This is a genomic window from Streptococcus sp. HMSC061D10 (genome assembly GCF_001808865.1).
In the GTDB taxonomy this organism is placed as follows: Bacteria; Bacillota; Bacilli; order Lactobacillales; family Streptococcaceae; genus Streptococcus.
Map to the genome: position 1 here is coordinate 1 of NZ_KV794993.1, position 12,514 is coordinate 12,514.

Consider the following 12,514-nt stretch of genomic DNA (forward strand, 5'->3'; position numbering starts at 1 on the left):
GCCTCATTCAAATATATTTTTGAATGTATTTTAACATTAAACTTTGTAGATGTCAACTTCAGCTCCATCAAAATATAGATAAGAAGGTAGTGTACCAAACATTAAAAAGCCCTGCCATCGAAATGATAGCAGGGCTCAACTTCAATATCCAGATGATATATTTATCTAAAAAAGGTAGTGATAAAGGTAGAGTTTGGACTGAAATATAGTGAAATGTATTGAAATTGAAAAAAGAAAAAACGCTTGAAATCAGCGTTTTTCCTATGTATTGATTCGTATTGAATGCTTACTTCACTTCTGTAAACACAACGTGTTTGCGAAGTTTTGGTGAGTATTTCTTCAATTGAAGACGGTCTGGAGTGTTACGTTTGTTTTTAGAAGTAAGGTACAAGCGTTCACCAGATTCTTTGTGTTCAAGTGTAATATTTACGCGCATGGTATCTCCCTTCTATTATTCAGCTGATGCAGCTTTAGCGATCTTACGTCCTTTGTAGTATCCTTTAAGTGATACACGGTGTGAACGTGAGTAATCTCCAGTAGTTTCGTCAAAGTTTACAGATGGAGCTGTTACTTTGTAGTGTGTACGACGTTTGTTTTTCTTCGCTTTTGAAGTGCGACGTGCAGGTACTGCCATTTTGATTTCTCCTTTTAAGATATAAATTCAGTTAGGTTTGATTTTCATCAACTTTAATAGTATATCAAAACTTTTTTGTAAAGTAAAGTTACTTGACAAAAAAAGATAAAAAATTTTCCTATCCAATCTTCTGGATAGGAAAATAGACTAAATATCAATCTCGAATGGTTCATCAATGGTTTCTGAGACGTATTTCCCGTCTTTCTTTCGTTGCTTGACACATTCTGTAAGGAGATATTCAATCTGCCCGTTAACTGATCGAAAGTCATCTTCTGCCCATGATGCGAGTGCAGCGTATAGCTTATTCGAGAGTCGAAGGGGGATTTGCTTTTTTTTAGCTTCTGCCATTTCTAATAAAGGCTTCCTGTATTGACAATTGGTTGTGCATCATGATTGCCACAGAGAACGACTAGGAGATTTGAAACCATCGCTGCTTTTCGTTCTTCGTCAAGTTCTACTAATTCTCCTTCATTGAGACGTTCTAGTGCCATTTCAACCATTCCTACAGCGCCATCAACAATCATTTTACGTGCATCAATAATGGCTGATGCTTGTTGACGTTGAAGCATGACAGCTGCAATTTCCGGTGCATAAGCTAGGTAAGTAATACGTGCCTCAAGGATTTCCAAGCCAGCGTCCTCTACACGACTTTGAATTTCCTCACGAATGCGACTAGCTACAATCTCGCTAGAGCCTCGGAGACTGCCTTCATCTGCTTGTCCATCACCTGTAGTATCCACATTCGGAGACACATCGTAAGGATAGATGCGGACAATATTACGAAGGGCGCTATCACACTGCAATGACAGATATTCTTTGTAGTTATCAACGTTGAAAACTGCTTTTGCCGTATCGACTACACACCAAGTAACGGCAATTCCGATTTCAACAGGGTTCCCTAAGCAATCGTTAATTTTTTGGCGAGAATTGCTCAAGGTCATAACTTTGAGAGAAATCTGTTTCTTGCCAATTTCAATGTTTACATCATTGCCATTTGATGATTTCATCCCTGAAAAAGGGGATTTTGTGCTAACGTCACCACTTTGACCAAGTCGAGTGTGATTTGCAGGGTTGACCGCTATGCTAAAAGGATTTACAAAGTAAAAACCAGGTTCTTTGATGGTCCCAGTATAGTTACCAAAGAGGGTCAAAACCAGTGCTTCCTGAGGTTTGACAACTTTTAAACCAGCATGAGCTAGAGCTGAAATTAGGATTAATAAAAGTCCGATAATAATTCCAAAAATATTTTCCGAACCAGCACCCATTATAAATATAAGGAAACCAAGTACGAGTGCCAACTCAATGAGTACCAATGCTACTACACCATTTGGTTTTGAATTGATTAGTTTTTCAGTCATCAGAATGACCTCCTGTATTTGATATCTAAATGATATCACTTTAATTTTAAATGTCAACAAAAATATGCAATCTTTTTTAAGAAGATTTCAACGACTTGAATTGTCTGAAAATTTAAAAATTTTCTTCTGTTATTCAGGTAAAATTTGTGCTATAATGGTAAAAACTGAAATGGGAGGGAACTTAATGACAGAATTAGATAAACGTCACCGCAGTAGCATCTATGACAGCATGGTTAAATCACCAAACCGTGCCATGCTTCGTGCGACTGGTATGACAGATAAGGACTTTGAAACACCGATTGTAGGAGTCATTTCGACTTGGGCAGAAAATACACCATGTAATATCCACTTGCATGACTTCGGTAAGCTTGCAAAAGAAGGTGTCAAATCTGCTGGTGCTTGGCCTGTGCAGTTTGGAACCATTACTGTAGCCGACGGTATTGCCATGGGAACGCCGGGTATGCGCTTCTCTCTAACGTCACGTGATATCATCGCGGACTCTATCGAAGCTGCTATGGGCGGTCATAACGTCGATGCCTTCGTCGCTATCGGTGGCTGTGACAAGAACATGCCTGGTTCCATGATTGCTATTGCCAATATGGATATCCCAGCTATTTTCGCTTACGGTGGTACTATCGCCCCTGGAAAACTGGATGGCAAAGACATCGACTTGGTTTCTGTATTTGAAGGAATCGGTAAGTGGAATCACGGCGATATGACAGCGGAGGACGTGAAACGTCTCGAATGTAATGCCTGCCCTGGCCCTGGTGGTTGTGGTGGTATGTATACTGCCAATACTATGGCGACTGCTATCGAAGTTTTGGGGATGAGCTTGCCAGGTTCTTCTTCTCACCCAGCAGAATCTGCTGATAAGAAAGAAGACATCGAAGCAGCCGGACGTGCCGTTGTCAAAATGCTTGAACTTGGTATCAAACCGTCTGATATCTTGACTCGTGAAGCCTTTGAAGATGCCATTACAGTGACAATGGCTCTAGGTGGTTCTACTAACGCTACTCTTCACTTGCTCGCCATTGCCCACGCAGCTAATGTTGACTTGTCTCTTGAGGACTTTAATACGATACAAGAACGTGTGCCTCACTTGGCCGATTTGAAACCTTCTGGTCAGTATGTCTTCCAAGATCTTTACGAGGTTGGTGGTGTGCCTGCGGTTATGAAGTACTTGCTGGCAAATGGATTCCTTCATGGAGACCGCATCACATGTACTGGTAAGACTGTCGCTGAAAACTTAGCTGACTTTGCAGATCTTACTCCAGGTCAAAAAGTCATCATGCCACTTGAAAATCCTAAACGTGCGGACGGTCCGCTTATCATCTTGAACGGTAATCTTGCTCCTGACGGTGCAGTTGCCAAGGTGTCAGGTGTTAAGGTTCGTCGTCACGTTGGTCCAGCCAAGGTCTTTGACTCTGAAGAAGATGCTATCCAAGCTGTCTTGTCAGATGAAATCGTTGATGGCGATGTTGTCGTTGTTCGTTTCGTTGGACCTAAGGGTGGTCCTGGTATGCCTGAGATGCTATCACTTTCATCAATGATCGTTGGTAAAGGCCAAGGAGACAAAGTTGCCCTCTTGACAGATGGCCGCTTCTCTGGTGGTACTTATGGATTGGTTGTTGGACATATCGCTCCTGAAGCTCAGGATGGCGGACCAATTGCCTATCTCCGTACAGGCGATATTGTCACTGTCGACCAAGATACAAAAGAAATTTCTATGGCCGTTTCCGATGAAGAACTTGAAAAACGTAAGGCAGAAACAACCTTGCCACCACTCTATAGCCGTGGTGTCCTTGGTAAGTACGCCCACACCGTATCTTCTGCATCCCGTGGTGCCGTTACAGACTTCTGGAATATGGAACAATCTGGTAAAAAATAAGCAAATCAAAAGCAAGCCATTTTTGACTTGCTTTTTTGTGTGTTTCAAAATAGATAACTATCGCGGTGGTAGTCCAAGTGCTATACGTCCATAGCGACTGATGCGTGTAATCTTCCAGGCAGGTGACCAGGTAACTTCAACCCTAACATCCTCAATTCCTTCAATCTGTTTCAAGCCTGCCACAATTTCAATAGGTAAACTTTCTGCACAGTCACAGGCTGTATCGGTGAAGGTCATGACAATTGTACAAAGACCAGCCTCGTCCAAATGAATCTCGTAAATCAAGCCAAGATTATAGACATCTAATTCCACATCTGTATCGTAAACTTTTTCTAGCTTGTCAATGATTTGATTTCCTAATGCTAAAGCACGGTCATTAATCTTGATGTCCTCTCTCATTGCATTCCCTCCATTTTCTGACTGCACCTATTTTCTCATAATTCTGACAATTTGGCAAGCTTTTCCCAATCAAGACGTGATCCGCCATAAAAACGAAAGCCTAGAGATTGCCATAGTTGGGCCAAACTACCCAAAGATCTAATAACCTAGAGTAAGACGATATTGCCATAGGTTAGAGAGAGAAGCTTAGAGAATGAATTATTTTCTAAGAAGTACTTTCTAAAAAGAAAAAGTAGAGAACGGTCACCTCTACTTTTTAACTATTATTTTGACTTCACAGGCTTATCTGCCAAGGCCTTGATAGCTGATGCTATCGTTTCTGCGTAGAGCTTAGCACCCTCTTCTAATTTGGTATTATCACTTCCAAAGTGAACTTGGTCCGTTCCTTTCCAGATGTCTGGATGATCTTTAGACACCTGATTCCAGTCTGCAACCGCAATGTAAGGATACTTTTGAGCTACTTCACGCACATAGCTAGCATACTGTTCTACATAAGGCTGAGTTGCTTGAGTTGTATCACCCTCATAAGGTGTCACAAGTACAAGCTGATGTCCCTTAGGTAGATTTGTTATCAAAGAATCGATATCAGCCTTATAATCCTCAGGGTTATTCACTCCAGTAGCAATAACAACTATTTTAGGGAGGACTTTATTCTGACTGTGGTTGAGCATAATAGCATTGGCTTGCTTGGTATTTCTGCTTATTTGACCATCTGTCTGAGCGTCTGGTAGAACCTCTTTAAGTCCAGGTGTTGCACGCAAGGTTACAGAATCTCCGATAATGGATACACCTTCAGCAATATTGTAGCGACTGGCTTCTGCTTGATCCGCCATGGTTTTTGTACGGGTAATATTGGTTTGAGCTTGATTGAGGCCATTTACCATCAAATCCGTTTCAAAAGCACCGACTTGGGGAGCTATGAGCATCACAATCAGTGTCAGCAAGCCAAGAAAACCGACGCTACCCGCAAAGATTGGTTGAATATGCGGAATTTCTTTTACCCTTTGCAATAAGCTAGTGTTCTTCCCGGCAATGAAAGGTTCAATCACATAGAAAGAAAGGCTTGCAAAGAGATAAGAAAAGATAGTGGTGAGAATCACTGCCGGTAGATTGCTCATCAACTGAGAGAAAATGATATAAAATGGCCAGTGGAAAAGATAAACGGCATAGCTCGTATCAGCTAAGAAGCTAATTACCTTTGGTTCTTCAATCGTCGGAGTTTTCTCATGTAAAACTCGTGCTGCAACGATCATCAGAAGGGCAGCTAAACTTGCCAACAAGAAACCAAGCAAGTAGGCAAAGAGATAATTGAATTTCACAAAGAAGGTCAATAAGAGTAAAACTCCGAGACCAGCCCCAAATACTAGCAAGGTCTGTTTCAAGTCTAGGGTTTGATTCAAACGTTTGAGAAGAGGTGTCGTATGACGAACTCCTATCAAGGTCGCAAGCACACTTCCTAAAAAGAATGGATAAACATGAGTCAAACTTGAAAAGTAAAGCGTTGAGTATGAGCTAACGATAAAGCTACCAATAAACATTGAAAGAAAGCTAACGACGAAGGTAGCTGAAGATAGTAGAAAAACCATTCCCCGTAGTTGCCCACCTGTTTTGGCTTGCTTAGACATAAGCCAAACTGCCAAGCCCCACAAGATATAGTAATGAACTTCAACCGCTAAACTCCAGTTGTGAACAAAGAGGTGAGGGATAAATTGAGATTCATAACTTCCTCCTGTCAGCATTTCATAGAAGTTAGTCATAAAACCAAGGACACCAGCAATCTGACCACCGATTCCTGCCACATAATCCTGTCGAACCAAGAAAGTAAAAGGCATAACGACCAGGATCATCAAGACAACTGGGGGAAAAATCCGATAGAAGCGTCTTCTAAAAAATCTTAGGATATCAATCTTACCTTTTTGTCCAAATTCTTCTAACAGGAGTGACGTAATTAGGAAACCTGAGAAGGTAAAAAAGACATCAACCCCGAAGAAACCTCCTGGAAAAACCGTCTGAAAGAAATGGTACAAAAGCACCAAGAGTAAGCCTGTAATCCTGATCAAGGAAAACCATTTAATACGCATACGAGTTTATTCTCCGTTCATTAGAGTAGTAAAAAACCATCTAATGTTCATTCCATACTACCTTTATTTTATCAAAAAAAGAAGAAAAATCCTAAGAGAAAACTTAGGATTTCAGCTTTAGATTGATAATCTTAGAAATTACGACCTGATTTATTGTAGCCATATTTTTCAACAAAATGCTCACGGAATTCCAAGAGATTGTCATCCATAATAGCCTGACGGACCTGCTTCATGAGATTGAGCAAGAAGTAGAGGTTATGGTAACTTGTCAAGCGGATGCCAAAGGTTTCGTCAGCCTTGAGCAAATGACGAAGGTAGGCACGGGTGTAGTTCTTACATGTGTAGCAATCGCACTCAGGATCAAGTGGGGTAAAGTCCTCCGCAAACTGGGCATTTTTGACAACCAAACGTCCTTGGCTAGTCATACAAGTTCCGTTACGAGCGATACGAGTCGGCAAGACACAGTCAAACATATCGACCCCACGAATAACCCCATCAATCAAGCTATCTGGCGCTCCCACTCCCATCAAGTAGCGAGGTTTGTTTTCAGGAAGGAGTTGAGTGGTGAAGTCCAAAACTGCGTTCATCTCTTCATGAGTTTCACCTACTGCCAACCCTCCGATAGAGTATCCTGGGAAGTCCATGCTGACAAGGTCATGAGCTGACTGACGACGAAGATCTTCAAATCCTGCACCTTGTACAATCCCAAACAAACCTTGGTCATGTGGACGACGATGAGCTTTTAATCCACGCTCAGCCCAACGGCTGGTACGTTCGATTGACTTCTTCACATAATCATAAGGCTGATAAAATTGAGGACATTCGTCAAAGGACATCATAATGTCTGACCCTAGATTGTTTTGGATAGAGATGGCTTTTTCAGGTGATAGAAACATTTTAGAACCATTGAGGTGGTTCTTAAACGTTACCCCTTCTTCTGTGATGTTACGACTATCCGCTAGAGAGTATACTTGGAAACCGCCACTATCCGTTAAGATAGGTTGGTCCCAGTTCATGAACTTATGAAGCCCACCTGCTCGAGCAATCAACTCATCTCCAGGGCGAAGCCACAAGTGATAGGTGTTGGATAGGATAATTCCTGAACCCATCTCTTTCAATTCTTCTGGCGACTGAGTCTTGACCGTTGCCTGAGTCCCTACTGGCATAAACATAGGAGTTGGGAAGGTTCCGTGTGGCGTGATAATCTCACCCAAACGAGCTCCCGTGTGTTTTTCTTTTTTAATCAAACGATATTTGATTGGTGAATCTGACATTTTTACCTCCGAAGCTGGAAAAGACAGTCCCAGTTCTTACTTTGTGCCCAAGGGCATACTGTATGATTCTATCAAAAAAAACAGGAACTGTCACGAACTATGGTATAATGAAAGAATGAAATACCCAAAAATTGATTTAAAAGAAGTTCGTCAACAAGCTAAACAGTTTCAAGCTGAACATCCACGTTTATTGCTTGTCTTTTTATTACCAAGCATTTTCTTGATTCTATCCAGCTTCATAAGTCCGTTATCCCTACTTGATGAGGGGATTCTTGAGCAATCCTTCTTTACTTTTTTGATGAGCTTGATCCAGTCTTCACTCTTTCCTCTAGCAGTTGGATTCACAAGTTCTATTATACTAGCTGGCGCTCTTTTTACAACCATTAATCTTTACAGAATTTCCGAGATAGAGCTTTCTTTTAAAGATAGTCTGTCCTTACTTGACAATCGCTTCTTCACCCAGACCTTTCTGACTCTCTTGCTCAAGCGTTTCTATCTCTTTTTGTGGAGCATCCCTAATCTTTTTGGAGTTTACTTGCTCTTTTACAGCAGTGCCATGGCTCGTAAATTTGTAGAACTTCATCCCGAATTTCCAGCTGTCGACGTCACCAATTCAGATATCGAACATTTTCTGCTCACTTTTGCACTCTACTTCTTTGGTAGCGTCTTTCTGATGATTTTGGGAACCATTGCCTATCTGCCGCAATACTACGCTTATTCCCAAGTAGAGCTGCTCCTTTGTGATACCCTTGCAATTGGAATTGCCAAGCCAAGTCGCGTACTCAAAACCAGTCGCTTCCTTATGAAAGGCTATAAGTTCCAACGCTTCGTACTTGATTTACAACTCCTACCATGGTATCTTCTTATCTGGATCAGCTTTGGAATTGCGAGCATCCCTTCTTTCCCTTATATCTATAGTAGTCAGTTCTTCTTCTATCAAAGATTACTCGAAATCAAGCGGAGAAAAGTTTAATGTGAATGATTAAAACCAGCACCTTCAATAGAAAGTGCTGGTTATTTTTATCTCAAGAAAAGGATACTCAAGAGTGCTAGGATTGCTGGTCCGCCTTGCTTTAGAATGATTTTTTTATCTGCTGTTAAGGCACCATAAGTCGCTGCTCCTACGACAAACAACACAAAGATTGTTACGATTTCTAAGCTATGTGAGAAATAAATTCCATAAATAAGAAATACCCCAATCAAGGCATTATAAATTCCTTGGTTTTTAAACAGTGAGGTGACAGAGGGGCGAGTCAACTCTTCCTTGTCCATATTAAAGACTCGGCTGGTTGCATCTGATTGGGTTGCGATACTCTCCAAATAAAAGATATAAAAATGTTCGAGGGCAACAAGGGTTGCTAAAATGGTAGTAATGATTGACATCGTTTTCTCCTTAAAATTCTATTTTTTCTAATCCTGATACTAGTTTTGTCAACAAAGCTATCAGCTCTTCCTGCTCGGCTGTCGATAAGATGCTGTCCATCTGTTCCTTCACCTTCAGGTGACGTTGAGGCGGATTAACCAAGAGTAGATTCTTGGCTTCTTGGGTTAATTCAACTAAGACTTCTCGCTGATTGGCCGGATTACGCTTGCGACTGACATAGCCCTCTGACTCTAGTATCTTAAAATGACGAGTCAAGGCCGCCTGGTCGATTTGCAACTTCTCCTGAACGGCAATCTGGTTGCAGGGTGACTGCTGCAGTAAAAACTGCAGGATTTGATAGCGGGTCAAACTAATTCCCAATTGTTTCTCAAAAAGTTGAGTGATCATCTGATCTGTTAAATGGAGCTGGTACAGTAAGTCGTTAATTTTTTTCATTTCTACCTCCCTGCGTACACTTGATTTATCAACTATTGACTTATCAAGTATAATGCAATCTTAGTAAAAACGCAACTATTTTGCTTATTCACGAAAAATAGCCTCTTGATTTCAATCCCAAAAGGCTATTATTTCTATATTCTAGACAAAATCCAGCACTAACCTACCAAATCTGCTCGAAGGATTTCTCCCTCTTTATCAATGACAACTTCGATGGCATGGCCTGCAAAAATTTCTTCACGATCATCATAGTAGAGGGTCAATTCTCCATCTTCGTTGATCGATAGTTCACTCAAGGAAAGTGAGTTGGTAAAATACTCTTCTGTTAACACTACATCATTTTCATCTGAATCTATCCAGTCTTGAGCTGTTTCCCACAGTTCTTTGACAATATAGTCTTTAATCCGAGTATCTTGAACTTGGAAAGTTCCCATAAATTTCTTTAGATCATCAAAAGAACTTGGAGGGAGACTTTCATCTGTACTCGCAGCAAAGATAGCATGAATCTTACCACCCTCGTAAGTGATAAATCCTTCAAACCAAGAATAGGCTCTGTTTAAGGTGAATTCGCCAATATCGTCTTGAATGATGACCGGTTTTTGATAGGTTTCAATCAAGGTCTCTAACCTAGAGTCTGAGGATTGGTCATCTAGGTATTCCAGCAAGTGGTAGCAGTTATTAGCTACTTCTGACATATATGGCTCTAACTCCATGAAGGGGCGTTTTTGGCATTTGATATGATGAATTTTGTAGGGTTCAAAACTAAAGCACCATCTCTTTTCTTCAAATTCTTCAGGAGTCAATACCCATTCCAAACGACCCTCACATTCAGAGAAGTTCTGAGTTTCAACATTGACACTAGCTTTAAAATGAACGGACGGCATTTTACAACCATCTTTTAAAGAAGCAGCCCCATTTACATTTTGGAGGGTAAAAATCAAGAGCTCAACAATTTCTCCAGTAAATTCCTGTTCAAAATCATCTCTTGTTTTCTCAAATGGAGTTTTTAATCGGTTTGTCATCCTTATCATCCTTTCTTTCTGCTTTTAATGCGTTAGCACTTTGTTTGTATCCGCTTACATTATATCGTGTTTTAGATTTTATTTCACTTATCAATACTATTTTTACAAAAAAAGAAGCCGAAACTAGATTAGTTTCAACTTCTCTTTGCATTAATTCATCGATACGTGAACGTGATCATAGTGGTTTTCTGTAACACTACCACGGTCTGGCATTGGATTCCAAGTGTAGGCTGGTCCGTATTTGCTATCGAATGGTGCGTAGAAACGTTGTTTCCAGATGATGTAGCTGATGCCACGGCTAGCCATATTTTGGATAGCATAATCTGCAATCTGGTCCCCAAGAGCAGAGCTTACTGGAACCATAAAGTCAATGGCAAGACCTTTTCCGTGATCGCCACTATCTCCTGGACGGTAACCACTAAATGACGTGATTCCGAACAAATTAGCTACTTCCTCTTTAAAGGCAGCCGTTTGTGGCTGAAGACCTGCATTTTCTGATTTTGAAGCTGCAATACTTGCATAATCAGGTGCTGCTGGTGCTGCATAAGTCGCTGATGAACCTTGGCTTGCTTCAGCTTGGTAAGTTGATGGTGTTGGTTGAGTCTCTGCTACAGTTTCTGTAACAGGGGCTTCTGTTGTAGTGGTTTCTTCCACTACAGGTGTTTCTGATACTGCTTCTTCTGCTGGTGCTGAAACTTCTGCCGTAGTTTCTGTAACTGGTTCCGCTACTGGTACTGAGGCTTCTGTTGTAGTTTCTGCTACTGCTTCTTCAGTCACTTGTGGTGTTACTGCCTCAACTTGAGCCTCTGTTTCTTCAACTGGTTGAGTTAAATCTTCAACCTGTACAGTTTGGTCATCTACAGTGACTTGGTTGGTTGTCAAATCTGCTCTTGCAGTTGTGCCTTCACCTGCCTGAGCTGTGTCAGGGGTTTGGATTTCAACTTCCGTCACTTCTTCCTCATCATTAACAGTTGTAGTAAGCACTGTCTCAGGGAAAATCAGATCAATATTGCTGATCTTGTTCAAGTTAGCAAGAACGGTCACATCCACTCCCAAAGCTTCGGCAATGGTACTTAGAGTATCTCCATACTGAATCGTATAGCTTGTTTTATTCTCATTCTTAGTAACATCGTTTTGAATTTGCTCAACACTGCGCGCTGTCCATACTAGTTCTTCTGCTTGAGTTGCCAATACAGGGGCAAAGGACAAGGCTACTGTTGATGCTAAAATAATTCTTTTCTTCATACTATCAAACTCCTTTTCAAATGTAGTACCTGTCTATCATAACACAAAGAAAATAGAAAAAAAGCCCTTTTGGGGCTATTTAACAGAACTGTACATTCGTTGTAACAAATCACATTACTTGAAATAGTTTGTTAGTTTCTTGTCATCAGGCTGACACATTCTTCTTAAAGAAAGTTCTAGAAAGAAAGTGAGCTAATATCTTCTAAACGCTCTATCTGTTGATTACAAGTTGCAGGTGAGGCAAGAAAATTGATACTCTGAATCCCACTATTTTGGGCAAATTCGATATCCAAAGTCCGATCGCCGATATAATAAGTCTGCTGAGGATTTAATCCATACTTATCTAAAAGATAAATCGCAGCTTCTGGACTAGGCTTTCGAGCAAAGCCACTTTGATTGGTTAAAATTTCTGTGAAATAGTGGGCCAAACCCAAATTCTCCAAAATTGTAAAAGCATTGTCCCCTTTATGGGTATAAACAAACTGCTCAATTCCTTGCTGAGCTGCCCAAGCTAAGATTTCACGCGCCCCTGGCATCAGAACCACTTGAGCATTCTTCTCAGCCAAGCTCTGAGCACGAACCTGATTGAGCATATCTGCATCCAAGCCTCTTTCTTCTCCCACCTTTTCCAACAGATCTTGAACGGAAGTTTGTAGAATAAAGGCACGAACCTTAGCCTTATCATAAGGAATGTCAAACTGGGCAAAAGTCTCTTCGATTCCTGCTAAAATAGCCTCATAAGAATCCAACAAGGTCCCATCTAAATCCCAGATAAATCCAATTTTTTTCATATG

General features: G+C 40.9%; 15 protein-coding genes. 3 read left to right on the top strand and 12 right to left on the bottom strand.

The annotated features are described in order from the left end of the window. The first annotated feature begins 23 nt into the window (after positions 1 to 23). On the top strand, positions 24 to 209 hold the full coding sequence (locus tag HMPREF2728_RS10905; protein WP_075226832.1) for a FanG protein: 186 nt from the start codon (positions 24 to 26) through the stop codon (positions 207 to 209). Between the two features lie 77 nt (positions 210 to 286). On the opposite strand, the gene rpmG is transcribed toward HMPREF2728_RS10905, so the two are convergent. The 4 genes from rpmG to HMPREF2728_RS01200 all read right to left on the bottom strand — a co-directional run bounded on the left by rpmG (position 287) and on the right by HMPREF2728_RS01200 (position 1,992). Then, a complete protein-coding gene (rpmG, locus tag HMPREF2728_RS01185; protein ID WP_001265622.1) occupies positions 287 to 436 on the bottom strand; it encodes a 50S ribosomal protein L33 in 150 nt (49 codons plus the stop codon). Positions 437 to 451: 15 nt separating this feature from the next. Further along, the gene (gene rpmF, locus HMPREF2728_RS01190) at positions 452 to 634 is read right to left on the bottom strand and encodes a 50S ribosomal protein L32 (RefSeq protein ID WP_000290417.1); all 183 of its coding nucleotides are present in this window, start codon (positions 632 to 634) and stop codon (positions 452 to 454) included. A gap of 147 nt (positions 635 to 781) precedes the next feature. Beyond that, positions 782 to 982: a type II toxin-antitoxin system antitoxin gene (locus HMPREF2728_RS01195; RefSeq protein WP_000796543.1), complete on the bottom strand. Its 201-nt coding sequence runs from the start codon at positions 980 to 982 to the stop codon at positions 782 to 784. A gap of 2 nt (positions 983 to 984) precedes the next feature. Beyond that, positions 985 to 1,992 (bottom strand): SPFH domain-containing protein, encoded by a 1,008-nt coding sequence (locus HMPREF2728_RS01200; protein ID WP_075226833.1) that lies wholly within the window; start codon positions 1,990 to 1,992, stop codon positions 985 to 987. 184 nt (positions 1,993 to 2,176) lie between these two features. Here HMPREF2728_RS01200 and ilvD point away from each other — a divergent pair, with 184 nt between their 5' ends. Beyond that, positions 2,177 to 3,880, top strand: a complete 1,704-nt coding sequence (gene ilvD, locus HMPREF2728_RS01205) for a dihydroxy-acid dehydratase (RefSeq protein ID WP_006149292.1) — start codon at positions 2,177 to 2,179, stop codon at positions 3,878 to 3,880. A 57-nt stretch (positions 3,881 to 3,937) separates the two neighbouring features. Here the strand turns inward: ilvD and HMPREF2728_RS01210 are convergent, their stop codons facing one another. The 3 genes from HMPREF2728_RS01210 to tgt form a co-directional block, all read right to left on the bottom strand. Next, positions 3,938 to 4,279: a metal-sulfur cluster assembly factor gene (locus tag HMPREF2728_RS01210; RefSeq protein ID WP_045763083.1), complete on the bottom strand. Its 342-nt coding sequence runs from the start codon at positions 4,277 to 4,279 to the stop codon at positions 3,938 to 3,940. 263 nt (positions 4,280 to 4,542) lie between these two features. Continuing rightward, positions 4,543 to 6,360, bottom strand: coding sequence for an acyltransferase family protein (locus tag HMPREF2728_RS01215; protein ID WP_075226834.1), 1,818 nt, complete (start codon positions 6,358 to 6,360; stop codon positions 4,543 to 4,545). Between the two features lie 131 nt (positions 6,361 to 6,491). Continuing rightward, a complete protein-coding gene (tgt, locus tag HMPREF2728_RS01220; RefSeq protein WP_004250663.1) occupies positions 6,492 to 7,634 on the bottom strand; it encodes a tRNA guanosine(34) transglycosylase Tgt in 1,143 nt (380 codons plus the stop codon). A 115-nt stretch (positions 7,635 to 7,749) separates the two neighbouring features. On the opposite strand from tgt, the gene HMPREF2728_RS01225 reads away from it, so the two are divergent. Further along, positions 7,750 to 8,607 (top strand): DUF975 family protein, encoded by an 858-nt coding sequence (locus HMPREF2728_RS01225; RefSeq protein ID WP_060955191.1) that lies wholly within the window; start codon positions 7,750 to 7,752, stop codon positions 8,605 to 8,607. Between the two features lie 47 nt (positions 8,608 to 8,654). Here the strand turns inward: HMPREF2728_RS01225 and HMPREF2728_RS01230 are convergent, their stop codons facing one another. The 5 genes from HMPREF2728_RS01230 to HMPREF2728_RS01255 all read right to left on the bottom strand — a co-directional run bounded on the left by HMPREF2728_RS01230 (position 8,655) and on the right by HMPREF2728_RS01255 (position 12,511). Beyond that, the gene (locus tag HMPREF2728_RS01230; RefSeq protein WP_004250661.1) at positions 8,655 to 9,017 is read right to left on the bottom strand and encodes a DUF1304 domain-containing protein; all 363 of its coding nucleotides are present in this window, start codon (positions 9,015 to 9,017) and stop codon (positions 8,655 to 8,657) included. Positions 9,018 to 9,027: 10 nt separating this feature from the next. Next, the gene (locus tag HMPREF2728_RS01235) at positions 9,028 to 9,453 is read right to left on the bottom strand and encodes a MarR family winged helix-turn-helix transcriptional regulator (protein ID WP_075226835.1); all 426 of its coding nucleotides are present in this window, start codon (positions 9,451 to 9,453) and stop codon (positions 9,028 to 9,030) included. Between the two features lie 158 nt (positions 9,454 to 9,611). Further along, positions 9,612 to 10,475, bottom strand: a complete 864-nt coding sequence (locus HMPREF2728_RS01240; protein WP_075226836.1) for a DUF2262 domain-containing protein — start codon at positions 10,473 to 10,475, stop codon at positions 9,612 to 9,614. Between the two features lie 150 nt (positions 10,476 to 10,625). After that, positions 10,626 to 11,720 (bottom strand): LysM peptidoglycan-binding domain-containing protein, encoded by a 1,095-nt coding sequence (locus HMPREF2728_RS01250; RefSeq protein WP_075226838.1) that lies wholly within the window; start codon positions 11,718 to 11,720, stop codon positions 10,626 to 10,628. A gap of 176 nt (positions 11,721 to 11,896) precedes the next feature. Further along, complete coding sequence (locus HMPREF2728_RS01255) at positions 11,897 to 12,511, bottom strand: HAD family hydrolase (protein WP_075226839.1); 615 nt, start codon at positions 12,509 to 12,511, stop codon at positions 11,897 to 11,899. Between the last annotated feature and the right edge of the window lie 3 nt (positions 12,512 to 12,514).